Source organism: Streptomyces sp. NPDC102406 (assembly GCF_044765725.1).
GTDB lineage: Bacteria > Actinomycetota > Actinomycetes > Streptomycetales > Streptomycetaceae > Streptomyces.
In genome coordinates this window covers 82,078-105,329 of record NZ_JBIWKP010000016.1, presented here as the reverse complement: position 1 = coordinate 105,329, position 23,252 = coordinate 82,078, and the positions used below count along the sequence as shown (strand labels likewise).

The 23,252-nt window shown below is 69.3% G+C and carries 23 protein-coding genes and 1 pseudogene; 8 read left to right on the top strand and 16 right to left on the bottom strand.

Annotated features, from left to right (window positions below; translation table 11 throughout):
• Positions 1-525: 525 nt before the first annotated feature.
• Positions 526-1,668, bottom strand: a complete 1,143-nt coding sequence (locus ACIRF8_RS35475) for a type III polyketide synthase (RefSeq protein ID WP_404222001.1) — start codon at positions 1,666-1,668, stop codon at positions 526-528.
• Positions 1,669-1,673: 5 nt separating this feature from the next.
• Positions 1,674-2,813 carry a cytochrome P450 gene (locus ACIRF8_RS35470; RefSeq protein ID WP_404221999.1) on the bottom strand — a complete coding sequence of 380 codons (1,140 nt, stop codon included), beginning with the start codon at positions 2,811-2,813 and terminating at the stop codon, positions 1,674-1,676.
• Between the two features lie 461 nt (positions 2,814-3,274).
• Here ACIRF8_RS35470 and cpt point away from each other — a divergent pair, with 461 nt between their 5' ends.
• A complete protein-coding gene (cpt, locus tag ACIRF8_RS35465; RefSeq protein WP_404222005.1) occupies positions 3,275-3,805 on the top strand; it encodes a chloramphenicol phosphotransferase CPT in 531 nt (176 codons plus the stop codon).
• A gap of 439 nt (positions 3,806-4,244) precedes the next feature.
• Here the strand turns inward: cpt and ACIRF8_RS35460 are convergent, their stop codons facing one another.
• Both ACIRF8_RS35460 and ACIRF8_RS35455 read right to left on the bottom strand, forming a co-directional pair.
• Positions 4,245-4,655, bottom strand: coding sequence for an STAS domain-containing protein (locus ACIRF8_RS35460; RefSeq protein ID WP_404221997.1), 411 nt, complete (start codon positions 4,653-4,655; stop codon positions 4,245-4,247).
• 927 nt (positions 4,656-5,582) lie between these two features.
• A pseudogene (locus tag ACIRF8_RS35455) lies at positions 5,583-5,675 on the bottom strand (RNA-binding protein); the annotation flags it as partial.
• Between the two features lie 299 nt (positions 5,676-5,974).
• Between ACIRF8_RS35455 and ACIRF8_RS35450 the strand changes: the two are divergent.
• Positions 5,975-6,448: a pyridoxamine 5'-phosphate oxidase family protein gene (locus tag ACIRF8_RS35450; protein ID WP_404221995.1), complete on the top strand. Its 474-nt coding sequence runs from the start codon at positions 5,975-5,977 to the stop codon at positions 6,446-6,448.
• Between the two features lie 222 nt (positions 6,449-6,670).
• Here the strand turns inward: ACIRF8_RS35450 and ACIRF8_RS35445 are convergent, their stop codons facing one another.
• Positions 6,671-7,405 (bottom strand): ABC transporter permease, encoded by a 735-nt coding sequence (locus ACIRF8_RS35445; protein WP_404221993.1) that lies wholly within the window; start codon positions 7,403-7,405, stop codon positions 6,671-6,673.
• A gap of 2 nt (positions 7,406-7,407) precedes the next feature.
• Entirely contained in the window at positions 7,408-8,349 is a 942-nt protein-coding gene (locus ACIRF8_RS35440) for an ABC transporter ATP-binding protein (protein ID WP_404221991.1), read from the bottom strand.
• Between the two features lie 108 nt (positions 8,350-8,457).
• On the opposite strand from ACIRF8_RS35440, the gene ACIRF8_RS35435 reads away from it, so the two are divergent.
• Both ACIRF8_RS35435 and ACIRF8_RS35430 read left to right on the top strand, forming a co-directional pair.
• Positions 8,458-9,669 (top strand): sensor histidine kinase, encoded by a 1,212-nt coding sequence (locus tag ACIRF8_RS35435; protein WP_404221989.1) that lies wholly within the window; start codon positions 8,458-8,460, stop codon positions 9,667-9,669.
• Between the two features lie 18 nt (positions 9,670-9,687).
• Entirely contained in the window at positions 9,688-10,350 is a 663-nt protein-coding gene (locus tag ACIRF8_RS35430; protein ID WP_404221987.1) for a response regulator, read from the top strand.
• Positions 10,351-10,562: 212 nt separating this feature from the next.
• Here ACIRF8_RS35430 and ACIRF8_RS35425 read toward each other — a convergent pair whose 3' ends face one another.
• The 3 genes from ACIRF8_RS35425 to ACIRF8_RS35415 form a co-directional block, all read right to left on the bottom strand.
• Positions 10,563-10,817 carry a hypothetical protein gene (locus ACIRF8_RS35425; RefSeq protein WP_404221985.1) on the bottom strand — a complete coding sequence of 85 codons (255 nt, stop codon included), beginning with the start codon at positions 10,815-10,817 and terminating at the stop codon, positions 10,563-10,565.
• Positions 10,818-11,082: 265 nt separating this feature from the next.
• Positions 11,083-12,105, bottom strand: a complete 1,023-nt coding sequence (locus ACIRF8_RS35420; RefSeq protein ID WP_404221983.1) for a hypothetical protein — start codon at positions 12,103-12,105, stop codon at positions 11,083-11,085.
• A 1,084-nt stretch (positions 12,106-13,189) separates the two neighbouring features.
• Positions 13,190-13,381 carry an antitoxin gene (locus ACIRF8_RS35415; protein WP_404221980.1) on the bottom strand — a complete coding sequence of 64 codons (192 nt, stop codon included), beginning with the start codon at positions 13,379-13,381 and terminating at the stop codon, positions 13,190-13,192.
• A 323-nt stretch (positions 13,382-13,704) separates the two neighbouring features.
• On the opposite strand from ACIRF8_RS35415, the gene ACIRF8_RS35410 reads away from it, so the two are divergent.
• Positions 13,705-14,016 carry a hypothetical protein gene (locus ACIRF8_RS35410; RefSeq protein WP_404221977.1) on the top strand — a complete coding sequence of 104 codons (312 nt, stop codon included), beginning with the start codon at positions 13,705-13,707 and terminating at the stop codon, positions 14,014-14,016.
• 286 nt (positions 14,017-14,302) lie between these two features.
• Here the strand turns inward: ACIRF8_RS35410 and ACIRF8_RS35405 are convergent, their stop codons facing one another.
• From ACIRF8_RS35405 to ACIRF8_RS35385, 5 genes are all read right to left on the bottom strand, one after another.
• Complete coding sequence (locus ACIRF8_RS35405; RefSeq protein WP_404221975.1) at positions 14,303-15,070, bottom strand: SDR family NAD(P)-dependent oxidoreductase; 768 nt, start codon at positions 15,068-15,070, stop codon at positions 14,303-14,305.
• Between the two features lie 35 nt (positions 15,071-15,105).
• Positions 15,106-16,374, bottom strand: a complete 1,269-nt coding sequence (locus ACIRF8_RS35400) for an MFS transporter (protein WP_404221973.1) — start codon at positions 16,372-16,374, stop codon at positions 15,106-15,108.
• Between the two features lie 111 nt (positions 16,375-16,485).
• Complete coding sequence (locus ACIRF8_RS35395; RefSeq protein WP_404221971.1) at positions 16,486-16,833, bottom strand: cyclophilin-like fold protein; 348 nt, start codon at positions 16,831-16,833, stop codon at positions 16,486-16,488.
• A 228-nt stretch (positions 16,834-17,061) separates the two neighbouring features.
• Entirely contained in the window at positions 17,062-17,727 is a 666-nt protein-coding gene (locus ACIRF8_RS35390) for an SDR family oxidoreductase (RefSeq protein WP_404221968.1), read from the bottom strand.
• A gap of 422 nt (positions 17,728-18,149) precedes the next feature.
• Positions 18,150-19,166, bottom strand: a complete 1,017-nt coding sequence (locus tag ACIRF8_RS35385) for a zinc-dependent alcohol dehydrogenase family protein (RefSeq protein WP_404221966.1) — start codon at positions 19,164-19,166, stop codon at positions 18,150-18,152.
• Positions 19,167-19,402: 236 nt separating this feature from the next.
• On the opposite strand from ACIRF8_RS35385, the gene ACIRF8_RS35380 reads away from it, so the two are divergent.
• The gene (locus tag ACIRF8_RS35380) at positions 19,403-20,299 is read left to right on the top strand and encodes a helix-turn-helix transcriptional regulator (protein ID WP_404221964.1); all 897 of its coding nucleotides are present in this window, start codon (positions 19,403-19,405) and stop codon (positions 20,297-20,299) included.
• An 89-nt stretch (positions 20,300-20,388) separates the two neighbouring features.
• On the opposite strand, the gene ACIRF8_RS35375 is transcribed toward ACIRF8_RS35380, so the two are convergent.
• On the bottom strand, positions 20,389-20,958 hold the full coding sequence (locus ACIRF8_RS35375) for a phosphatase PAP2 family protein (RefSeq protein WP_404221962.1): 570 nt from the start codon (positions 20,956-20,958) through the stop codon (positions 20,389-20,391).
• A 154-nt stretch (positions 20,959-21,112) separates the two neighbouring features.
• Here ACIRF8_RS35375 and ACIRF8_RS35370 point away from each other — a divergent pair, with 154 nt between their 5' ends.
• Positions 21,113-21,403 carry a hypothetical protein gene (locus ACIRF8_RS35370; RefSeq protein ID WP_404221960.1) on the top strand — a complete coding sequence of 97 codons (291 nt, stop codon included), beginning with the start codon at positions 21,113-21,115 and terminating at the stop codon, positions 21,401-21,403.
• A gap of 65 nt (positions 21,404-21,468) precedes the next feature.
• Positions 21,469-22,173 carry a hypothetical protein gene (locus ACIRF8_RS35365; protein ID WP_404221958.1) on the top strand — a complete coding sequence of 235 codons (705 nt, stop codon included), beginning with the start codon at positions 21,469-21,471 and terminating at the stop codon, positions 22,171-22,173.
• A 707-nt stretch (positions 22,174-22,880) separates the two neighbouring features.
• On the opposite strand, the gene ACIRF8_RS35360 is transcribed toward ACIRF8_RS35365, so the two are convergent.
• Positions 22,881-23,225: a hypothetical protein gene (locus tag ACIRF8_RS35360; protein WP_404221956.1), complete on the bottom strand. Its 345-nt coding sequence runs from the start codon at positions 23,223-23,225 to the stop codon at positions 22,881-22,883.
• Positions 23,226-23,252: the final 27 nt, after the last annotated feature.

Sequence of the window (23,252 nt, the reverse complement as noted above, 5' to 3'; positions counted from 1 at the left end):
CACCCGCTACGACAAACGCGCCCGCCACTACCAAGCCCTCGTCACCATCGCCTGCCTACAACTCTGGCTCCCCTGACATTGCGGACACGACCTAGTACTTATATACCTGCTCGTTACGGGACTCTGGAGTTTGAGGAGTGTGGCCGGCGAGTGTTCCGGACCACCGATAGGGACTGGCTCGTGGAGTTCACTCACATAGATTGGCCCGAGAGCCACTCCGTCGGCATCACGAGGACAGCTCTCATGCGCGTCTCGATTGCCGAGCTGGAGTATGAGCACGCAGCTCCGAAGCCTGAGAGACCTAGGAAGAACAGCAGGTTCGGCGGTTTGAGCAACGGCTGACAGGGCGCTCCGCCAACCCGAGTTCGCGCCCTGGCAGACGATTTCCTGAGCACATGGTCGCCCGGGTTGTACGCACACGCACAGCATCGCCTGAACCGATTGCCACGGATGCCACCGATGCAACCGATGCCAGCGATGCAACCGGCAGAAAGAGCCGTCGTGCGAAGCCAATTCGCGATCCGCTCAATGCACCGGACCAGGCACCGGGGCCGCCCCGACAGGCGCGGCGGCGGCAGTTCGGGCAACGGTGAGGTGTGATGGTGAGCGGTCGCGGTGCTGGGGTACTGACCACCGGCCGAGGGCGATCTCGGCCGTGATCCCAGGACCGAAGCCCGCGATGATGCCAGGCGCTCCATGGGCTGGATCACCTTCGGCGAAGAGGCGTTCGAGGGCGTCGAAGATGACGGCGCTGGCGATGTTCCCGCGTTCGGTGAGGGTGCTGCGGCTGTGGCGGAACGTGTGCGCGGGCAGGCCCAGATGATGTCCCAGGTCGTCGAGGATGCGCGGGCCCCCGGCGTGGACGAGGTAGAAGTCGAGCTGGGCGAGGTCCCAGTCGTGCGGGGCGGCCATACTGCGCATTGCCGGTGCCAGCACTCCCATGGTGGCGGGCACACGTTTGTCGAGCTGGAAGTGGAATCCGGTGTCCCGGACGGCGTAGGAGATCCAGTCCTCGGTGTCGGGGACGAGGTGTGAGCCGTTGTGGCGCAGGGCGATGCCGTGGCCGCCCCGGCCTTTCACCACGACGGCGGCCATGGCGTCCCCGAACAGGCCGTTGCAGAGCAGGCTGCCCACCTGGAGGTCGCTGGGCTGGTACAGCAGCGAGCAGAACTCGCAGGCGACGATGAGCACGTTCCGGTCGGGATAGGCGGTGCAGAAGTCGTGCGCGCGGTTGACCGCCGCCCCGCCGGCCGCACAGCCCAACTGGGAGATGGGCAATTGGCGTGTCTCGGGCCTGAACCCCAGATTGTTGATCAGCCATGCCGTCATCGAGGGCATCATGAAGCCGGTGCACGACACGTAGATGATCATGTCGATGTCGGGTGCGGCGAGTTCGGCGTGTTCCAACGCCCGCTCGATGACGGCCGGCAGGCGCTCTTTGGCCTCCCTCTCGTACAGCAGGTTGCGTTCCTCGAAGCCGGGGTGGCGCAAGGTGTCCTCCACCGGCTGGACGAGGTGACGCGTCCGCACTCCGGTGTTCGAGATCAGGCGCAGGGCCAGTTCGAGCTGGGGGTGCCCGGCATGCAGGGTGCGGGCGAGTTCGAGGGTGTCTTCGGCGGTGATGATGTGTTCCGGCACCGCGATGCAGGGACGGCACAGAGTCGGCACGGCGCTCACCACTCGACCGGGAGCGCGAGGGGATAGCGCCAGATGGACTGGGTGTTCCAGCGCACCTCGTCGACCGGTACGGCCAAGCGCAGATCGGGGAAGCGCGCCAGCAGCGTACCGATCGAGGTGCGCAGCATCAGGCGGGCCAGATGGGAGCCCAGGCAGTGGTGCATGCCATGGCCGAAGGCCAGGTGTGCGGGCGGGGAGGATCGTTCGAAGTCGAGCTCGTCGGGTCGTTCGTAGGCCCGTCCGTCCCGGTTCGCGGTGAGGTAGGAGACGTGCACGGTGTCCCCGGCCCGGATGGTCACCCCGTCGATGGTCACGTCCTCCAGTGCGACGCGCGGGATGCCGACGCCTTGGCGGAAGGGGATGTAACGCAGCATCTCCTCGATGGCCTGATCCAGAAGGGCGGGATTCTCCCGTAGCTGACCGAGCTGCTCCGGGTGGGTGAGGAGGGTGAAGGCGATGTTGCTGATGTCGTACGTCGTGGTGTCGTGGCCGGTGACCGTGAGCAGCATGGCCAGGACCGAGAGCTCGGCGGGTGTGAGCACCTCGTCGTCGATCCTGGCCGTCGCCAGAGCGCTGAGCAGATCATCGCCGGGCTCAGCGCGGCGGTGGGCGGTCAGTTCGTCGAAATAGACCCGCAGTTGCTTCTTGGCCTCGGCCGCGTCGGCTCTGCCCTGGGGCGTCATGGCCATCATCGCCATCGCCCAGGCGCGCAACCGGGGCCGATCCTGCTCGGGGATGTCGAGGAGTTCGCAGATCGTGGCCAACGGCAGTCGGTCGGACAGGTGGGTGACCACGTCCGCGGGCGCGCCCTGTGTCGCCATGGCCTCCACGGACTCGTCCACCATCGCTTGGACCCAGGGGCGCAGCCGGTCGATCTGCCGGGGCCCGAAGGCGTGCGCGGCGAGTCGGCGGATGCGGTTGAGCACGGGAGGGTCCATCAGATTGATGGCCTCGTCCTGCGCGATCGGAGCGGGGGTGATGCGCGGGAAGTCCTTGCCGACCAATGCGGCCCGGCTGAAGCGCCGGTCGGACGTCACCAGCCGCACGTCGGCGTAGCGAGTCACGAGCCAGCAGGCGCCGCTGCCGTACGGCATCTCGACGCGCGCGATGGGTTCCTGCTCGCGCATCCGTGTCATGAACGGATCCGGTTCCAGGGCGAAATCATGACGAAAGGCATAGTCACATGTCATAGGCGCCAAACTAACCGCGAACGACGATGTCGGCTCGTCGACCTTTCCGGGGTCGAGGACGATGAGGTCCTGTCCCGCATACGGCCAGCGGTGCCCGGTGATGCGATGCCGGGCGTCGACGGGTCCGCCCGCCAGAGACGGAACAGTCGTCGCGCGGCGGTCGAGGACGGGTGCCGTACTCGTGGACTGCTCCGAGTGCCGGGCTGCGGGTTCGGGTCGCTGCTGCTCTGGCCGGAGAGGCTCACCGTGTTGGCCGGGGAGGTTCACCGTGTGGCCGGGGAGGTTCACCGTGTGGCCGGGGAGGTTCATCGTGTTGGCCGGGGAGGCTCACCGTGTTGTGGGAGGCGGGCAGCGTCCCGCGCAATTCGCTTCGACGGTTGCTGCGATGCCTCTACTGTGGCGCGATGATGCCTGAGGTGATCGTTCTCAATGGTGGTTCCAGCTCCGGGAAGTCCGGGATCGTGCGGTGTCTGCAAGCGGTCCTGCCGGATCCATGGCTGGCGCTCGGGACCGACACGCTGGTTGACGCGATGCCCGCGTCCATGCAGGCGTCGGATGCGGGGATCGAGTTCGCCCCGGACGGAGAAGTGATCGTCGGGCCAGAGTTCCGGACGCTGGAAGCAGCATGGATCGAGGGGGTCGCCGCGATGGCCCGTGCGGGCGCCCGAGTCATCGTCGACGAGGTTTTCCTCGGCGGAGCCAGCTCACAGCAGCGATGGCAGAAGGCTTTGGACGGCCTGCGGGTGCTGTGGGTCGGCGTCCGGTGTGACGGTGTGGTCGCAGCGGGCCGCGAGGTCGCACGAGGGGATCGAGTCATCGGGATGGCCGCGTCCCAGGCGGATGTGGTGCACCGGGGCGTGGTCTATGACCTGGAGGTGGACACTACGCATGCCGAGTCGTTGGAATGCGCTCGGGCCATCGCCGCGCATGTCAGGTGATTGATCGACGGACCGCTGTCTACCGCCATGAGCGCGGCGCCGTGGTGAGCAGCAGGCCGCTGCCGCCAGGGGCCGTCCTCCTCCGTGCAGCGGGCGATCTTGTCGCCCGGTGTGGGTGGAGAGGTGAACCCAGAAGATGTAGACGGGGCGCGCCATCTGGGCGGGCAAGCAGCCTTGAGCAGTCAACACCTCCTAGGCCCCCCTGTAGGCGATCAGGAGGCCAGAAGATTCGGCCTGGCTGCGGCCGGCCAACCCGGCCGCAGCCGTCGAAACGGGATGTGGCCTGTGCAGGCCACCGCGGTCACCCACTACGGCATAGGACAGGTGCCCCACGAACGTTGGACATGTGCGCTTTGGTTCGGCGGGACTTGCAGCGGTGGCCACTGGTAAGGCGCACACCGTCAGGGCAGCCCGGCCACCAGCCGCCCGGCATCGATCCTCAGCCGCTTTCGGCAGCGCTCCCTTGACCGAACTGCACCTGCGCCTGCGCCTGCGCCTGCGCGACGGTGTCACAGATTCGGAGCACCTGGTCGACGCCCGTCATCCGCAGGATCCGCCGCAACTGCTCCGGAGGGCTTGCCAGCACCAGATGGATACCGCGTTCTTCAGTTCGGCGATAGGCCCCAAGCAGCAGGCTCAGCCCGGCCGAATCGCAGAACGACACCTGCGACAGATCCAACACGACGGACCCGGCACCGCTGCACACGAGTACCTCGGTGACCTGCTCCGTCAGGCTGCGGCAGGTCACGTAGTCCAGCTCACCGCTGAGTCGGATCACCATGCTGCGGTCTGTCGCGAGTGTCCTGACTGAAGGAGTCCCCGTCACTGGCCCTCCCGCCGTCCTGTCCATACCAACCGCCTGCCCGCCCTGGACGACCCTATCCCCACCCTGGCATCCCAGCCCCTTCAAGAGCCAGATGGCCGCATGCGGCCCAGGGCACGGCGTAGGCAGGCGTTCTCGGAGCGCGTACGAGGCAGCGCGTATCCGGGCCGTTGCCTCGGGTAGAGGCTGCACCGCGCCCGTCAGTTGACGGGGACGTTTCGCGTGCCGCAGCCTCGGTAGCTGCCGCCCCGGGGGACAGCTTCGCCACGGGCGACAGGCAACAGGCGACAGGCGACAGGCGACAGGCGACAGGCGACAGCGCACGCTGGTACGCCGACGAGAGAGCGGAACACCGAGCACCACAACACGGGATGCGCCCTTTCGCCTCACCGCTGCTCACTGCTCACTGTGCACTGCTCACTGCGATACGGGTGGCAGGTGAGCAGGCCGCGCGCCTGACAATCCTTGAATGGTCGCCTCGTCACGATGCAAGGGCCGTTCGGCCCTTGTTCCTGTGCGCAGAGCTGGCTGATGATGCCGGTGTCGCGGAGCGCGCCCGTGAATGGTCTGGGCCCCGCTGGGCCGCCGCTTCGGCAGTGAGGCGACGGCCCGTCTGCCGGGTCAAGACGTTGCACAAAACGCCTGGACCACGGCGCGTCGTCCTCCTGCTCTGCGAGCCCACTTGGCCAAGGGTAGGAGCCTGCCGACCGCGCCGGTGAGGTCGTCGTCCTCGGCGGAGACCGAGGGCACCGGGCGTGGGCGCAACGCCCGGAGTACGAGCAGTTGCGGCCCGCGCAGCGGTAGTGGCTGCTGGTGAACGCCTCGCTTTCCGGGCGGCCACGCATGCATGCCCGCGTCGCACGCCGCGCGGATGACCACGCACCAGGTATCAGGCATCCACCTCGCTGCCGCCCCAGTGAGCGAGGGGAGTTGGGTCAGTGGGCGACGTGAACTCGGGTCGTCCAACTCCGCACGCATCTCTTCGCCGTGCCAGAACCGCTCATGGCCCGCCCGCCATTCAGCCACGCTGAGGTCTCCCTCTCCCTCCCCGGGAAGGCGAACTGAGCTCCCCCGGTTTCCACCAGAACTTCGGCAAAGAGCTTCCGGCGGACCGTGACTGGACTTTCATCGCCCGCGCGCTCCGAGCAGCCACCGTCTACGAGTAGCCACCGCCTACGAGTAGCTCGGCCCCACCTGATTCCTGATCAACTCCCCTCGCCCGCCGACCGGTTGTCCGTCCTCGAAGGGTGAGGCCGCGGCACATCATGCTTCGGCGAAGGTCCGCCCCCGGACGTAGGACCTACGCCCCATGCGCACCGTGAACCTGCTGGCTAGGGTGGGCTTTCATGCAAGCCACCGAGATCACTCGCCGCACCACGGCGGAACGCAGGCGCGACACCCTGGAGCGGCTCAGTTCGGAGCGCGACATGTGGGTGTCGACGGCCCACCCCGACCACGGCCCGCATCAGGTGCCACTGTGGTTCCTGTGGGACGGGCAAGCAGTGTGGATGTGTACCGGCGCGAACTCCGCGACCGCGCGCAACGTGCGCGAGGAGCCGCGTGTACGACTGGCTCTGCCGGATGCCTTCGACGTGGTGCTGCTGCAAGGCGCGGCGACGTACTACTCCGCGCAAGAAGTGCCACAGGAGGCCGCCGATGCTTTCGCGGGCAAGTTCGGCTGGGATCCCCGTACGGAAGAGGCCCCCTTCCTGTACCTGTGCGTGACACCGCAGGTGGTGCGCGCTTGGCGCGGGGTACCGGAACTGCGGGGCAGGGTCGTGATGCGCGATGGGTCATGGGTGGGGCAGCGCGCCGTGTGAATGTGCTGCTCCTGCCACTCGTCCAGGGGTGCGGGGAGGGGAACGGTCGTCGCTTCGTATGCCTTGTCGGCCCTCACGCGATCGGGACGGAGACGTGACCGATCCGGCCGCCCGGTGCAGGGCAACGCGGACCGTCCGGCCCGGAGGCGCGCTGCGGCGAGTCGCCGCGCTGCCCGCTCATGGCGCTCCCCCGGCTCAGGCCGAGTGCCGAGCACCGCGTTGTCAGGCATCACGTCGGTCCGTCGCCCACCAACCGGCCCCGAGCGCCGCTGCCGCCCACAACGCGGTCACGGCGAGACCTGTCCAAGGGCCGAGGCCTCCCGCGGGATCCTGGTACAGGATTTGTTGTCCGGCGCGGTCGGGAAGATACGCGGCGGCGCCCTCGGCGATGCCGCCGACCACCAAGGACACGATCAGGATGAAGGGGATGAGCAGGCTGAGCACGGCGACGGCACTGCGCAGGAGAAAGGTGAGTCCCATGGCGAACATGGCCATGAGGGCGAGGTAGATGCCTCCGCCGACGCAGGCCCGCAGGGCTCCCGGCTCACCGAGGCCGATGGCGTACTCCCCCAGGAACGCCTGGCCCGTGAAGAAGGTGGCGAACGACGTGACGAGTCCTACGGCGAGGGCGGCCGTGGCCACGATCGCCGTCTTGGCCGCGTAGAAGCAACTGCGGCGCGGCACCGCCGCCAGGGAGAGCCGAAGGGCACCGCCCGTGTATTCGGAGGAGACGGCGGTGACTCCGAAGGAGATCGCGGCGATCTGCGCGAAGTTGAGCGCGTAGAAAGCTCCGAAGACGGGATCCTCGCCTCCTTCCGCCTCCGCTCTGCCTACGGTGGCGAAGACGAGCAGGGTGATGGCCAGCGTGGTGGCGAAGATCGCCAGGAGTGATCCGAAGCTCGCCCGGACCGACCTGATTTTGATCCACTCGGAGTGGAGTACCGCGGTGACGGACATGGTCAGGCCTCCTGTGAGGTGGTCGGGGACGCGGGGGTCGTGGCGGCGAATTCCGCCTCGGTGGCTGTGAGAGCGAGGTACGCCTGCTCCAAGGAGGCACGGACGTCGGTGAGTTCGAGGACGGGGATGCCCTCGCGCGCCGCGGTGGCTCCGATCTGTTCGGCTGTGGCGCCGTCGATCAGCCATCGGCCGTCAGCGTCTTCCGCGACCGCGTGTCCACGGGTCAGCAGCGCGGCCCGCAACCGGTGGGGGTCACTGGTGCGTACGCGTACGCGCGGGCGGCTGTGCTGTGCGATGAAGTCCTGTGTCGGGATGTCGGCGAGGAGTCGGCCCTTGCCGAGGATGACGAGATGGTCGGCGAATACTGCGGTTTCGTTCATCAGGTGGCTGGAGACCAGGACCGTGCGGCCTTCGCGGGCGAGTCGACGGAGCAAGGTGCGGATCCAGACGATGCCTTCCGGGTCAAGGCCGTTGGTGGGCTCGTCCAGCATGAGGACGGGTGGGTCCCCGAGGAGCGCGGCGGCGATTCCGAGCCGTTGGCGCATGCCGAGCGAGAAGGTTCTGATACGCCGGTGTGCGACGTCCGCTAGACCGGTGTTTCGCAGCACCTCGTCCACGCGCGGTGCTGGAAGGCGGTTGCTGACGGCGAGAAAGCGCAGATGGTCCCGTGCGCTGCGGGAACCGTGGGCGGCCTGCGCGTCCAGGAGGGTGCCGACTGTGCGCAGGGGATCGCGCAGCGTCGCGTAGGGGTGGCCGCCGACTGTCGCGGTACCGGAGGTGGGGCGGTCGAGGCCGAGGACGAGGCGCATGGTGGTGGACTTGCCGGCGCCGTTGGGGCCGAGGAATCCGGTGACCCGGCCCGGTTCGATGCTGCACGTCAGGCGGTCGACGGCGCGGGTGCCGCGGAATTCCTTGGTGAGTTCTCTGACGTCGATGCTGGTCATGGCCTCAGCCTGGTCGGGCGAGCGCGGGCAGGCATCGCTCGACCGGGGGGATCGTCTCCCCCGCACGGGGGGAGACGGCGGCCCCTGATGCTCTGTCACGATGTCGGCATGCCTGGCCTCCTGCTGCCGCTGACACGCGCGGTGACCTACACCCGCTGGCTGCACGTGCTGGTGGGTGCGATCGTGCCGTTCGCCTGCGCCATGGTCTATCCGGGGCTGAACGATCCGTCACCGCACGACTGGTTACTGGTGTCCGTCCTTCCCGTCCCCCTGGCTCTGGCCGTCGCCTTGGTGCCCTCGATCCGTCGTGCGGAGGGGTTGCAGGCGCGGCTGATGCTGTTTCCCGGGCCGCACGCGCGCGTGAGGAACGAAGAGGACCCAGGCATCTCCACCGTCTTCTCCGCTTCCTGGACCGACCGGTGGGCAACCGGTGTCTGGCTGGTCCTGCGTCTGGAAGCGGGCCTTGCCCTGGCGCTGGTGACCAACACGCTGCTGACGCTCGCGCTGTCGCTCGCCGGGGCGGCCTCCGGAGAGTCCGACGTCACCGGTCCGCTGCCGTACGTCCCGGATGCGAGCTGGATCTACGCCCTGCTGGCACCGGTGCCCGTGCTGGTGCTGGTCATGGTGGCCGCCGGGGTGGGGGCGCTCATGGCCCGGGCCGCTCGACGACTGCTCGGGCCGTCGGTCAAGCAGCGGCTGGCCGAGTTGGAGGAGCGTACCGAGCAGTTGCTGGAACGCAACGAGATCGCACGGGAGTTGCACGACACACTCGGCCACGCGCTCACCCTGGCCGTGGTGCAGGCCGGTGCCGCCCGGGCGGCCGGCGACCCGGATTTCACCGGCCGGGCGCTGGAGGCGATCGAGGAGACGGGACGGGCCGCGCTGGAGGACCTGGACCGGGTCCTGTCCGTGCTGCGCGAGAAAGGACGACCTGCCGGGACACGTCCGGCTCTCGACGAGGCAGGCCGCCTGCTGGATTCCGCGCGGTCCTCGGGCGCACAGGTCGACGCCGAAGTGACCGGGCCGTTGGAGCACCTTCCGGGACCGGTCTCCCGCGAGGCCTACCGGATGCTTCAGGAGGCCCTCACCAACGTGGTGCGGCACGCCGGCCCCGTCCACATCGGCGTACGCATCGCCGTCGAGTCGGCGCGGCTGCGGCTCGAGGTGCGTAATCCCTTGCCCGTTACGGCATCGGTGACCGGCGCGGGCGGGGGCAGAGGGTTGCGCGGGATCCGGGAACGTGCCGCGCTTCTCGGCGGCGAGGCCCGGGCGGGACAGCACGGCGGCCACTGGCTGCTGCGTGTCGATCTACCGCTGTAGTTGATCTACGCTGACCGGATGCCGCTCACCGTTCTCCTGGTCGACGACGAGCCTCTCGTGCGGGCCGGGCTGCGCGCCGTGCTGGAGGCTCAGGCGGACATCGACGTGGTGGGCGAGGCCGCCGACGGGGCCGCCGTGATCCCCCTCGTACGGCAACTGCGCCCCGACGTCATCGTCATGGACGTACGCATGCCGCTGATGGACGGCATCGAGGCCACGCGGACGGTGCTGCGCACCGTGCCGGACCCGCCGAAGATCGTGGTGGTGACGACCTTCGAGAACGACGAGTACGTCTACGGTGCGCTGCGTGCGGGAGCCGACGGCTTCCTCCTCAAGCGGGCCCGCCCGGCGGAGATCGTGCACGCCGTACGGCTGGTGGCTGAGGGCGACTCCCTGCTTTTCCCGGCGGCGGTGCGGCATCTGGCTTCCGCGTACGGCCGGGAACACGGCAATACCGCCGCCCGGGCCGCCATGGAGCGTGCCGCCCTGACCGAGCGCGAGGGGGAAGTGCTTCGTCTCATGGCGCAAGGCCTGTCGAACGCGGAGATCGCCGCGCGTCTGGTGCTGGGGACCGAGACCGTGAAGTCACACGTGAGTTCCGTACTGGCGAAGCTTGGCGTACGGGATCGCACCCAGGCGGTCATCGCGGCTTACGAGTCCGGCTTCGTCGCCCCGGGTTGAGGATTGAGCTGTGGCCTGACCGGTGACCGGGTTGTTCGTCGTCGTCGAAGCCCCTCGCCGCGAGGCGACCGCCCTCCGCCTGCCCCGCCCCTCACGACCCTGGCTGGTCTTCCCCGTCCAACCAGGGCTCTTTCATGTCCGGTCCCGAACACGCCGCTCACACCCCGCCCAAGCCCTTGCGCCGGTTACGGCAAGGGGGAGGACCTGCCTGCCTACTGGGGGCTCGACGGCGGGGTCGAGGACGAAGGCGAAGGCGGGGTCGTGGGGGTCTGGCTCTTGGGTTCGCACAGCTTGTCCAGGTCGGCCGCAGGAGCGGAGGGGTTGAGCACCTTGACGAGCTCGACGAGCTTCTTGCACACCTCGGTCGGGTCCTGGGGCGCAGCGCTCGGGGCGGCCCATGCGGCGGCGGGCGAGGCCACGAGCAGGGCCACGGCGACGGAAACGGATGCTGCGGCTTTGCGGATCAAGGGACTTCCCCTTCGTCGGCCGGATTCCTATCGGTTCGTCCTTCGATCGTGCCGAAGCCTCGCGGGATGCCCCAGGCAGCCACCCCCGAACGGGTGACCGGCGTCTGTGTCTGGCGTTCTTGATGGTGGTCGGCGTCGAGCAGTTGTTGCCGGGCCGCACGCCGCCCGGTCGAGTCGCGGCCGGGTGGGCGGGCCGTCAATACGCCACTGCTCGACCGTCTACGGCGGGCCGAGCGGCGGGCCGTGTCGCCCATGAGCGGGCCTATCAGTCGCCCGGCGCCATCTCCGCCACCTGCTGCCGGTGAGGTTCCCCGGCGTTGTGCCATGCATGGCGCAGCAGCCACAGGCTGCCCGCTCCTAGCAGTGCGCTGCCGGTCAGTGCGAGAGGCAACGGTGTGCCGACTCCCCGGCCTTGCACGAAGCCGGCCCAGACGTACGTGAGCAGCGCCCCACCGGCAAGGGCCAGACGGTGCCGGGGCCCCCAGTTGTGGCCGCGCGCCCAGTGCGCGCAAACTGCCGCGGATCCGGCCACCCCAACCACCCACAGCGCGCACAGCAGCCACCCCGGAACGCTTTCGGGGAGCCAGTCTCGGGCCCAGTACAGGCTGGTCACTGTGAACGCTGCCAGGGCCACGGTGTGAGGGCGCGGGGCAGATGGGCCACCCTCAGGGGCGGGACGGTGGCCGACGTGGAACGCGCCGACACCAAGAGCCACGATCACGACGGCGGACCAGGTCAGCTCGGCGGGCGAGGCCACGAATCCGGTGCCCGCGATCTGGAAGGCGCACAGCAGTGCACTGCCCAGCACGAACACGGCGGCTACCAGGGTGAATGCCCGGCGGCTGAGCCAGGGGCGGGGCACGGACACGCCGTCGAAGGACTCGATCAGGGCGATCGGGACGCAGATGCTCCACACCACGTGCATCGACAGCACGTCCTGCAACATCTGCAGGCTTGTGCCCAGCCCTGACAGGTAGGTGCCGGCGTAGGCGGCGCCGAGGTCGAAGCCGCCGTAGTGGGTGTTGAACAGCATCATGTCGACGGGCCCCTCCTCCCACAGGGCGTAGGCGGCGGCGAGCAGGATGATCGTCGGCCAGGTCCGACCGGTACGCCGGGCCGCCTCCCGGATGAGCAGCGCACCACCGCCGTACAAGGGCGCGAACAGGAACAGCGCGAGGGGGTTGGTGAGCGGGGTGTTGCCGAGGAGGTACTCGCCGATGAGGGGAGCCAGGAGGAACAGAGCGAGGGCTCGATGTAGGCCTGGACGGGAAGCGGTACGACCTGTCATGACGGTGAGGCTAGGGTGCGCTCGGAGTGCCCTGGCAGCGGCGAACGGCCATGACGTGGCGACTTTCGGATCGGGATCCGCGACCGCCTTCCTACCCTCGGACGAGGTGAGGGACCTTCCTGATCCGGCGGCGGATGCGTGTGCTCGCGATACGGTGCGGGCCTTCCGGCGGCTGTCCTTGTCCGCTCCTGTCCGGCACACATTTCCTGTCCGGCACACATTGCCAGCGTCGTTGGCCGACGCCGGCGGAGTGACGATTGCCTCCCGCCTCACACCGACGTGTGGTTTCAGGGGTGCCCGACAGACCGGTGGGCACACTCCTGGTCGGGTGGCTGTGGCAGTGATTCGTTCCCCCACGGCGCTTCCCAGCCGCCCCCCCTTCTGCCCGTCCCCTGCATGACATCGGTCGCCTTCCAGGGTTGTCCCTACGACGATCGACACGGGAAGTGCCGACCTGCTCTTCGCATCCCTCCGGGCGGACGCCCTCACGAATCCGGACCAACTGCGCGATCTCTACCCGCAGCCGAACCCGAACTCTCTCCGCGAGGAGACAGGCCACCTGCCGAGGAGGCCCGGACGCTGATCGGTTGTTCCTCCCTTGTGTTCATCGGCAGTGCGGACGACGAGGGCAGGGCCGAGGTGACGCCGCGTGGCGGCCCGGCCGGGTTCGTGTTGGTGCTGACGAGCGGACGTCGGTGATCCCCGACGCGACCGGCGACAAGCGGCTCGACACCATGCACAACGTGCTGCGGACCGGACGTGTCGGGCTGATCTTCCTCATCCCCGGCCGCCCCGACACACCGCGCGTCAACGGCCGCGCCTGCGCCTCGGCGCGTCCGGAGTTGCTCGCCCAGCTCACGAGGAGGCCGAACGAGAGTCACTGCGCCTGCGTGACGAATGAACCCCGCACACGTCCACGCTGCTCTTGTGGTGCCCCCGGATCCAGCCCCGCTTCATGTCAGACGCTCGCTTCGCAGGCTGCCTACCGTCGGCGTACACCTGCCTGGGCCTACCCGGGCGCGGACGCGGTGCTGGCCCCGGCGCGTACGCGCCGGGGCCAGAAAGGGACGTGTGGAACAGGGGTTCAGCGCTCCGACGTGTCGCTGCCATAGGAGCGGCGGGCCGCGTCGGCCGCCTTGTCGGTCTGGGCGTCGTACTTGTCACCCGTACGCTCATCGACGAACCGCTCGGCGCTCGAGACACCCTTGTCGGCCTGGTCGGGGTGGCCCTTGGCCATTTCCTTGGCCTTGTTCGCCATGTCTCCCAGCTTGCCCATGAGTACCTCCCGCAAATAGCGCGTGCTGTCGTACTCCACCGCAGGTACCCGACACGTACGCCTCTACGCAGGCCATCTCGTACGGATCCGGCGCGACACCGAAAACCGCCCGCTCAGGGCCCACCGCGCTCTGGTTGTCGACCCGCTACGGGGCGCGGGTGGGCCCATCTCGGCCTGCCCCGATGCCGGGGCACGTCAGCGGGGTGTCCCCGAAAGGATGCACTTCAGCATGTCGGGGGCCGTGGGAGCGAAGAGATCGGAGAGTCTGCGGAGCGTCACCACGCATCTCATGGCCTTCCGGCTCACTGATAAGGAAATCGCACATGAAATACCGCAAGTGTCTTGTCGGCGGCCTCGTCGCGGCATCGGCTCTCCTCGGCACCGGCTTCGTGACGGCCCCCGCGGCGTCAGCGGCTCCCAGCGCCTACACGCAGGGCACGGCCCCGGCCTGCGTCAAGCGGGATGTCATCAAGCACAGGAAGTACGTGAAGGTCACCAACAACTGCGGCGAGGCCATGCACCTGAAGGTCGTCATCGACTGGGGCAACGACTCGCCGTGCCTCACCTACCAGCCCGGTGAGCAGTGGGAGTGGAACTGGGGACGCGGCTCCTACGGCAAGGTCGTCACCTGCTGAGCGGATCAGTGGGCCCTCAGGGGTGAGCGACCGCTTCTCGTCGCTCCCCCGCCGACGCGGCAGGTCCTGTTCGGCGTTCCCGCTTGTCGGCCAATCGGCAGCGGAGACGGATGGGCACGTTGGTACTCCTCGTGCCGAGCGGTCATTGCGAAGATCTACGCCATGGCCGCTCCGCACAGTCGGGCCCCTCGGGGACTCAAGGAGGGTTTCGACGCAGCAGTTGAACCGCGCTCGCAGCTCCGACCGCGCGCAGCCGCAGCACAGGAGAGGAGAGCGGGCCGGGTGGTCACTGGGCGGTGTAGCCGCCGTCCACGGGCAGGGCGATGCCGGTGACGTAGCCGGCGCCGTCGCTGCACAACCACAGGACGGCCTGGGCGATCTCGTCGGCGGCGCCGAGGCGGTCGATGGCCTGGCCCGCCTCGGCCTGGCCGCGGTCGAGTTCTCCGCCTTCGACCATGGCGTCGACCATCGGGGTGCTGATCGTGCCGGGGCAGACGGCGTTGATGCGGACGCCGCGGGAGCCGTATTCGAGAGCGGCGCTCTTGGTCAGGCCGATGACGCCGTGCTTGGTGGCGTGATAAGCGGCGCGGCCGGGATTGCCGACGAGGCCGCCGAGCGAGGAGCAGTTGACGATCGCACCGCTGCCCTGGGCACGCATGTGGCGTAGTTCGTGCTTCACGCTCGCCCAGATGCCGCGCAGGTTGATGGCCTGGACGCGGTCGAACTGCTCCGCGCTCTCGTCGGCGGCGTCGGTGGGAGGAGGCATGATCCCGGCGTTGTTGTAGGCCATGTCGAGCCGCCCGAACGTCTCCACGGTGCGGTCCACGGCGCTGGCGACCTGGTCCTCTTCCGAGACGTCGCAGACCAGTGCGAGGACTTGGTGGCCGTCATCGGCGAGCTGCCCGGCCGCGGCGTTCACGGCCTCCTCGTCGATATCGGCGAGGGCGACGGCGGCCCCCGAGGCGGCGAAGGCGCGGGCGGTGGCCAGGCCCATGCCAGAGCTGGCACCGGTGACGAAGGCGACCTGTCCGGTGAAGTCGTAGGTGGGGTTCATGTCAGTTGCTCCCGATGGGGGTGCGGACGGGGGTTTCAGCGCGCGGTCGTCTTCGGTGCGTCAGCGACCTGCTGCCGCTCCCCGACGCCGGTGGTGTGCTGGGCGACGATCCGCGAAGGGTCGGCGGTGCCGCTGAGGGCGAGGGCGATCAACGGCAGCAGGGTGAGTGCGGCGAAGGCGGCGCCGACCAGGGCCGGGCCCGTCAACCCGAGCGAGGAGTCCATGGCCCGGCCCGCGAGGAGGGAACCCGCGGCGATGCCGGTGTTGTACGCGGAGGTGGTCAGTGCCGAGGTGAGGGTGGGGGCGTCACCGGCGAAGCGGACGGCGAGGGACGTGACGACCGGGTTGACGGTGAACCCGGTCAGCGCCATGCCGAAGACCAGGACGGCGGCGGGCACCGGGCTGTGCGAGGCCGGGACCAGGGCCAGCAGGAGGAGAGCGGTGGCCGTCGCGGCGGTGATCGTCGTGGTCATCGGACGGCGGTCACCGAGTCGACCGCCGATGGCGGTGCCGCCCAGCGCGCCGACGCCGAAGGCGATCAGGACCAGCGGCACCGCCCCGGCCGGGATGCCCGCCCGGTCGGTCAGGAGCGGCGTGACGTAGGTGTACGTCGCGAGGACTCCGCCCATGATCAGCACGGCCGAGCCGAGCGCCAGCCACAACCTTCCCTGCCCAAGGGCCCGCACCTCGGCCCGCACCGACACCTCGTCCCGCCGCTCGGTACGCGGAATGAACCGGCCGACGAACACGGCGGCCAAGAGGGCCAGGGCGGCCAGCGCCCAGAACGGGCCGCGCCAGCCCGTGTATTGACCGACGAACGAACCGATCGGCACGCCGACGACGTTGGCCAGCGTGAGTCCGCCCATCATGACGCCGACCGCGCGCGTGGTGTCGGCGGGGCCCGCGGCGGCGGTGGCGATCACGAAACCGACGGCCCAGAACGCCCCGGTGGCCAGCGCGGTCACCACCCGGGCCGCCAGCACGACGGTGAAGGAGGTGCTCAACGCGGCGACGGCGTGCCCCGCCGCGAAGACGGTCAGCGCTCCGACAAGAGTGTGGCGCTGGGGCAGCCGCAGGGTGGCCATGGCCATCGTGGGGCCGCCGACGATCATGCCGACGGCGAACGCGGTGATCAGCAGACCCGCGTGCGACACGCTCACGTTCAGGTCGGCGGCGATCTCGGGCAGCAGTCCGGCGATGACGAACTCGGTGGTGCCCATCAGGAACGTGCCGGCGGCGAGCACCCAGACGACGACGGGCAGTCGGCCGGCGGTGGCCCCGGCGGTCCCGGTGGCGGACGACATGCGAAAACTTCTTCCCGTACGAGGAGACATGGATGAGGTGGGCGAGTGGACGAGGCGGCCCCATGGGCGCGGCCAATGCGCAGTTGAGGTGGTGGATGAGATCGGGTGAGGTCAGTGGGCCGCCTCCACGGTGATGCGGTCGGCCCCGGACAACTGGTCGGCGTCGGCGTCGATGTGACCGAGGATCAGCAGGTCGGAGGAGGCGGCGGGGCCGTCCTTGTAGAAGAGGGCGAGGTTGCCCCAGGGTGCGTAATAGGCGAGGTCCCCGGCCTTGGCCGCGACCGGCTCGGGCGCGTCGGCGGTGGTCAGCTCGCGTGGCAGGTCGGCGATGCGCTCGGTGTGGTGGAAGTCCTCCAGTCTCAGCGTGAGCGGGAGCAGGGAGGCCAGGTCGCGGGCGGCGGGGCTGTTGTTCAATGTGGCCTCGACGCGTTGGCCGTCGAGGATGACGCGAATGTCCATCGGGGTGCTCCTGTCTGAGCCGGACGGGTCGGCGGATGCGGAGGGCTCGACCTGCTCCGACGGCGATGCCGACGCCGATGCCGACGTGGAGGAGGCGGGCGCGGAGGTCCGCCGGGGCGAGTCGTCGGGTGAGCAGGCGGCCAGTGCCAGCAGCAGAGCGCCTGTGGCGGTGGCACCGGACACGACGCGGCGAAGGGGAAAGGGAAGGGCGATGGTGGCCGTCCTGCGTCAGTCGGGCATGGGTTCGGCGTAGTGCCGGAAGCCGTCGCGGTCGGTGTGCAGGGCGTACAGGCGCTCGGCCAGCGCCTCGGGGCTGGAGTGTTCGGAGTCAGGGCTGATCGCGCCGGGGACGATGAGCTGCGCGGCGTGGATGTTCTCCGGGGCGAGCGCGGTGTGCAGCATCGCCGCGTAGGCACTCTCACCGGCGAACGCGATCGAGGTGCCGGCCACGCTGGGCTTCGGGCGCACGGCGCTGCCGCCGTTGACGAACAGCAGAGTGCCCCGGCCGAGCTCCCGCATGCCGGGCAGAACCGCGTGCACGCAGGTGAGAGGGGCCTTGACGGAGAACGCCAGTGGAGCGTCCAGGTCGGTGGCGGTCGTGTCGAGGACCGGCTTCATGAAGTCGGCTCGCGGGACGGGGCTGTACTGGAGGATCTCGACGGTCCCCAGATCCTCGGCCGCCGTGCGCAGGGCGCTGGTCAGTGAAGCGGGGTCGAGGACGTCGGCGGTGTAACCGCGGGCCTGGACCCCGTCGCTGCGCAGCGCTGTCGCCAACTCGTCCAGACGGTCGGTGTCGCGGGCGAGGAGTGCGACGCTGTGGCCCGCCCTCCCGAAGCGGCGGGCGGCGGCCAGGCCCAGACCGGGGCCTGCGCCGACCAGTGCGAACGTGGTCATCGTGAGTCCTTGAACGTAGAGGTGTACTGCGGTACTGCGGTTACTGGAGTACTGGGCGTACTGGGCGTACTCGGTGATGAGCGGCGTGGTCTGCCATGCCGTGTCATGGGGCGAGCGAAGCCGACGACCCGCCCGGGTTCAACCGGTCGCCGGGGCGGTGGCGTACTCCTCGTCGGTGACGGGGGTCAGCCGTGCACGACGTCGTGGTCGTCGTCGGCCTCGTTGATGGCGAGGTGGACCAGCAGCCGGTTCGGCGCGGCGCCGTGCCGGTGTTCCTCGTTCCTCGTCCCTCGATGGGGTGGGGGCCGCGGCGACGGCGTCGATGTAGACGTCGCCGGTGAACCAGTCGGCCGGCCCCTTGACGGTGTCGAGCGAGCTGCGAGTGATCTGCGCGGTTGTTCCTCGGGGGTCGGCAGGGCGGGTCAGGGGGTGAGGAGGGCCTTGATGGCGCGGCGTTCGTCCATCGCCTTGTAGCCCTCGGCGACCTGGTCCAGGGGCAGGGTGAGGTCGAACACCTTGCCGGGGTCGATGGCGCCGGTCAGGACGCGGTCGATGAGGTCGGGCAGATAGCGGCGTACGGGGGCCGGGCCGCCGCGCAGGCCGACGTGGGAGAAGAAGAGTTCCTGCCCGTCGATCGCGACCTCGTGCGGGACGCCGACGAAGCCGACGTTGCCGCCGGGACGGGTCGAGTGGAGGGCCTGCCGCATGGCCTGGGCGGTACCGACGCACTCCAGGACGCTGTCCGCCCCGATGCCGCCGGTCATCTCCTTGATCCGGGCCACGCCCTCCTCGCCGCGTTCGGTGACGATGTCGGTCGCGCCGAACTCCCGGGCCAGCTTCTGTCGGCTCTCGTGGCGGGACATGGCGATGATCCGCTCCGCGCCCATCTCCTTGGCGGCGATCACCGCGCACAGGCCGACCGCGCCGTCACCGACCACCACGGCGGTCGAGCCGGGCTTGACCTCGGCGGCGTCCGCGGCCCACCAGCCGGTGCCCATCACGTCCGAGACGGCGAGCAGCCCCGGCCAGAACCGCTCGTCCGGCACGCCGTCGGTGGCCACGAGGGTGCCTTGCGCGTTCGGGATCCGCACGTAGTCGGCCTGGCAGGTGGACATGAACTCGCGGTTCAGGCAGTTCGACTGGAATCCGTTGCGGCAGTTCACGCAGACGTTGTCCGAGGTCGCGAACGAGCCGATCACGAACTGGCCCGGCTTCACCGACGTCACCTCGGACCCGACCTCCTCCACGAAACCGACGTACTCGTGGCCCATGGGATGGGCGTGCTCGGTCGGCTCCGCACCGCGATACGGCCACAGGTCGGACCCGCACACGCAGGTCACGGCCGTGCGGATGACCGCATCGGTCGGGTTCTCGATCTTCGGGTCCTCCAGGGTCTCGAAACGGATGTCGCCGGGAGCATGGATCACTGCGCCGCGCATGAGGGATTCCTTTGCGTGCTGCGTACAGGGGCGTACAGGGGCGGGTTCGGCCCCCGGACACGGGTGGCGGACCGCCCGAGCCGGTGCCGGGGGTTCGCCTTCGCCGCCTTCGTGACCGGAAGGAGAAGCCCCTCGCATTCCAGGTAACTCCCTCTTCACGGGCGTAGCGAGTTATCGACAAGGGGTGTACTGGCAGTACATCCCTGTCCCCGCGTGCGGGACGTACCGTCGAAGGCATGGACAACCGTGAGGAGATCCGCGAGTTCCTCACCTCGCGGCGCGCGAAGATCACCCCCGACCAGGCCGGGCTGCCGTCCGGGTCCCGGCGCCGTGTGCCCGGCCTGCGCCGTAGCGAGGTCGCGGCCCTCGCCGACATGAGCGTCGAGTACTACGCCAAACTGGAGCGCGGCCACCTCGCCGGGGTCTCACCGTCCGTCCTCGAAGCCCTCGCCCGCGCTCTGCGGCTCGACGACGCCGAACGTGCCCACCTGCTGAATCTGGCCCAGGCCGCCGACGGCTCCGACGTCCTCACCCGTCCCCGCCGCCGGGCCGCCACCCGGCAGTGGACACCGCACCGCAGCCTGCAATGGACCCTGGACGCGATCACCGCCGGACCGGCGTTCGTCCGCAACGGCCGGATGGACGTCCTTGCCGCCAACCAGCTCTGCCGGGCCTTCTACGCCGACGTCTACGCCACACCCGGCAACCAGGGGAACCTGGCACGCTTCAACTTCCTCGACCCCGCCTCCCGCCGCTTCTACCCGGACTGGGACACCTTCGCCGACGTCGCCGTGGCCATCCTGCGCACCGAGGCCGGCCGCGACCCGCACGACAAGGACCTGCACGATCTGGTCGGGGAGCTGTGCACTCGTAGCGACGAGTTCCGTACCCGCTGGGGCGCGCACGACGTCCGCCACCACGGCACCGGTACGAAGCACTTCCACCACCACGCCGTCGGCGACCTCTCCCTCGCCTTCGAGGGCCTGGAGATGGCCGCCGCCCCCGGGCTCACCCTCACGATCTACACCGCCGAGCCCGGCTCCCCCTCCGAAGAGGGACTACGCCTGCTCGCGAGCTGGGCCGCAACCCAGGAAGCCGTCCTGCCGCAGACAGAAGGGTCGGCTACCGGTTGAAGGTGGGCAGCGCAGATCGCCCATGAGCACTCGGCGCCGTCGGACCTCTCTGCTCCGCTGACTGCGTCCAGGCCGTGACGCGGTGACGATCAGCCCAGGAGGTCCGGCCCCCAGCCTTTCCAGAGCTCACGCCGCAGGATCACGCGTGGAGCGTGGCGAACGATCCATGCTCCAGCCAGGCCGATAGCGGCGCCGGCGGCGACATCGCTGGGGTAGTGGGCGCCGCTCTGTACCCGTTCAAGTGCCAGCATGGCGGCGGGCACCGCGCATACCGCACCGGCGGCCGGCCAGGTGGGAGCGACGGCCGCGGTGAAGGCCACCGCGGCGGCGGTGTGCCCGGAGGGGAACGACGAGGATTCGGGCCGGTCATCGGCCTCGTCGTGGGGGAACCACTCCTTCGGCGGCCGGGGGCGGTCGGCGACCTGCTTGCACACCCCGTTCGAGAGCAACTGCGCCACGGTCAATGCGGCAAGCCCGGCGACCGCCGCCCTGCGGCCTCGCCAACCGCCCAGCGCCGCCATCGCGGCACCAGCGCCCAGCCACAGCTTCGAACTCTCGGCCACCTCCTCCACCGCCGACAGCACCTTGCCGACGCCCGGAGGAATGCCGTGGGCCGCCCGCCTCGTCAAGGACTGGTCAGCATCGCGCAGCACCGCCACAACTCTCATGGCAAGCAGGTATCCCCCAGGTCACCGGCTTACACCCAAGATCATCGAATGACTGGCGCCGAACGTGCGCAGGCCGGGTGCGGCACCGGCCTGCCCGTCCGACCAGCACCGCTGCCTCCGGAACCCCTGTGCGATGAGGAGCGTCTTGGCACAGAAGATCATGGTCGGGAGGAGGAGAAACACGATGGGAACCCGTGAACGAGGCCGGAAGACCGAGGTTTCACCGAACGAAGACGCCCCCTGGTGGGCCGGGCTCGGGCCGACAGGTGGAGTGGTCCTTGTGGCGGTCGGACTGGCACTGCTGCTGTGGCTGGTGTGGGGCGGAACCAGTGCCACCGACGACTGGTACCAGTACTACGGAGCCGCCAAGGTCATAGCCATCGGGTGCGTCATTGCCGGCACGACACTTCTTGCCCGACGCCGCGAGCGCGACTAGGTCGTATTGTTCGGCCGCTCCGCGCTCCACTGTCGCCGTCAGGGGCGTGCGGCATCATTGCGGCCATGTGTAGAGGGGCGGGCAGGGGACTTCGCCGATGGTGGCCATGGCGCGGACGCGCGAAGGCAACGAACACCGGGATCGAGGACGCGATCCCCGGGCATGCCCCCCGCGCGACGGACGCGGTCCGCCTGACGAAGAACCCGGCCCCGACGGCGTTGGCGTGTGCCTACCAGTTTCAGATCAGCGGAGACGGCAGCAGCGCCGAGCAGCTCCACCGACTGAAGATGCCGTCGTACCGGCCCGCCGTGCTGGTCTTCTCGACCAGCGCGCGGACACCGGTGCACCTACGTTTCGAGAACCGCAGGAAGGAACGGTCCTCACGCCTGTACCGGTTGTCCGGCGACGGCACCCCCGTCGTCGCGCGGATTCCGCTGCCGGAAGGGGGCAAGGCGATCACCTTCCGCGTGTTCACCGCCAAGGCACACGCGGCGTGGACGGCGACCGTGGCCCCGCTGCGAGAAGTACCGCGCTTCCGAGAGGAGATCAGCGGGACCGGATCGGACATCGTGCACTTCCGAGGAGAACCGGGCCCGGGCGTCCTGCATTACGCGGGGCAGAACGCGATCCAGTTGGAGGCGTTGGACAACCGCCTCGCCTACCGGGTGACGGTGGCCGAGGGACGTGCCGGAGAGCATACGTTTCAGTGGCCGGGCCGTGGCTACTATCAGGTGCGCTCGGCCGGAGCATGGAACCTGACCGCTACGTGACCAGGGGTGGATCGCCGGGGTCAGGACGGGGAGGACCGGTGGTCGAGCCTTGCGCCTTGCGACACAGACGTGAGGTCGGGAAAGGTTCAGTACCAGACGTACAGGCTGGTCCAAATGCCGGTGGGGGTGGGCATCGCTGCCACGCACTTGTAGGGGAGGCCCGTAGCAGGCCCCGCAGCTTCGCACCCTTGCCACGTGCCGTAGCCGCTGTGGAAGTGCCACTCCTCCGCGGCGGCGTCAGCGCCTTCGACCGAGCCGTTTGCCGACCCGGCAGAACCGGCCGCCAGGGCCGTCGCCGCTGAGCCTCCCAGGGCAAGCACACACCCCAGGGACAGACCTATCAGTGCATGACGTACGCGCATGGTGTCCCTCTCTTGGCAATAACATGGTCGTCGCCCTGACGTGGCGGGGCCCACGCCGCGCCGACTTCTCCTCCAGACGGCCTGCTGCGTAGCCAGGTCGCCGAGCCCAGGTTGACTCCCGGCGCTCGAGCGCCAGTGGAAATCGGGTTGCGCTCATCGGCTGCACGCTGATGGATCTCGCCCGGGACCGCGAGGGGACTGACGCCGAGGTCGAGAAGGGCGGCAGCGCACTACCGGACAGCAGCGCGACAGGACGGGTGGAGCCCGGTCCCCGAGGTCGCGCCCGATGACCTGAGCTTCCGAACCACCGCACAAGATCATTGACGACCGCCCCGGAGACGCTCCTCACCAGATCAGGACGGCGACCAGGGAATGCACGACGGTCGCGACGGTTCCGCCGATGACCTGGCCCCGTTCGTGCCGCTCAAGCCCGATCACCGCGTCCGCCGCCTGGGAAAGCGCCGCGCCGAGCAAGCACAAGCCGGGTACGGTGCCTGTCGCGAGGAATGGAACGACGGCGGCCAGCACGCAGAGCGGCACGGCTTTGGCCGCGTACATCCGTGCGTAGAAGACGACGCCCACGCCGTCGCCACCCTCGGTGACGAGCGCCGAAGGACGGAGGGCGGCGAGTATCGCGAAGAACACGCCTCCCGCGGCGAGAACCGCGTTCAGGGCGAAGAGAACGATCACGGATCAAGTCTGCGACTCGTGTCAAGA

Bases quoted from the DNA above. Each gene is read 5' to 3' on its own strand.
- ACIRF8_RS35470 (WP_404221999.1), bottom strand. From the start codon at position 2,813: ATGACACGGATGCGCGAGCAGGAACCCATCGCGCGCGTCGAGATGCCG.
- cpt (WP_404222005.1), top strand. From the start codon at position 3,275: ATGCCTGAGGTGATCGTTCTCAATGGTGGTTCCAGCTCCGGGAAGTCC.
- ACIRF8_RS35460 (WP_404221997.1), bottom strand. From the start codon at position 4,655: ATGGACAGGACGGCGGGAGGGCCAGTGACGGGGACTCCTTCAGTCAGG.
- ACIRF8_RS35450 (WP_404221995.1), top strand. From the start codon at position 5,975: ATGCAAGCCACCGAGATCACTCGCCGCACCACGGCGGAACGCAGGCGC.
- ACIRF8_RS35445 (WP_404221993.1), bottom strand. From the start codon at position 7,405: ATGTCCGTCACCGCGGTACTCCACTCCGAGTGGATCAAAATCAGGTCG.
- ACIRF8_RS35440 (WP_404221991.1), bottom strand. From the start codon at position 8,349: ATGACCAGCATCGACGTCAGAGAACTCACCAAGGAATTCCGCGGCACC.
- ACIRF8_RS35435 (WP_404221989.1), top strand. From the start codon at position 8,458: ATGCCTGGCCTCCTGCTGCCGCTGACACGCGCGGTGACCTACACCCGC.
- ACIRF8_RS35430 (WP_404221987.1), top strand. From the start codon at position 9,688: ATGCCGCTCACCGTTCTCCTGGTCGACGACGAGCCTCTCGTGCGGGCC.
- ACIRF8_RS35420 (WP_404221983.1), bottom strand. From the start codon at position 12,105: ATGACAGGTCGTACCGCTTCCCGTCCAGGCCTACATCGAGCCCTCGCT.
- ACIRF8_RS35415 (WP_404221980.1), bottom strand. From the start codon at position 13,381: ATGGGCAAGCTGGGAGACATGGCGAACAAGGCCAAGGAAATGGCCAAG.
- ACIRF8_RS35410 (WP_404221977.1), top strand. From the start codon at position 13,705: ATGAAATACCGCAAGTGTCTTGTCGGCGGCCTCGTCGCGGCATCGGCT.
- ACIRF8_RS35405 (WP_404221975.1), bottom strand. From the start codon at position 15,070: ATGAACCCCACCTACGACTTCACCGGACAGGTCGCCTTCGTCACCGGT.
- ACIRF8_RS35400 (WP_404221973.1), bottom strand. From the start codon at position 16,374: ATGTCGTCCGCCACCGGGACCGCCGGGGCCACCGCCGGCCGACTGCCC.
- ACIRF8_RS35395 (WP_404221971.1), bottom strand. From the start codon at position 16,833: ATGGACATTCGCGTCATCCTCGACGGCCAACGCGTCGAGGCCACATTG.
- ACIRF8_RS35390 (WP_404221968.1), bottom strand. From the start codon at position 17,727: ATGACCACGTTCGCACTGGTCGGCGCAGGCCCCGGTCTGGGCCTGGCC.
- ACIRF8_RS35385 (WP_404221966.1), bottom strand. From the start codon at position 19,166: ATGCGCGGCGCAGTGATCCATGCTCCCGGCGACATCCGTTTCGAGACC.
- ACIRF8_RS35380 (WP_404221964.1), top strand. From the start codon at position 19,403: ATGGACAACCGTGAGGAGATCCGCGAGTTCCTCACCTCGCGGCGCGCG.
- ACIRF8_RS35365 (WP_404221958.1), top strand. From the start codon at position 21,469: ATGTGTAGAGGGGCGGGCAGGGGACTTCGCCGATGGTGGCCATGGCGC.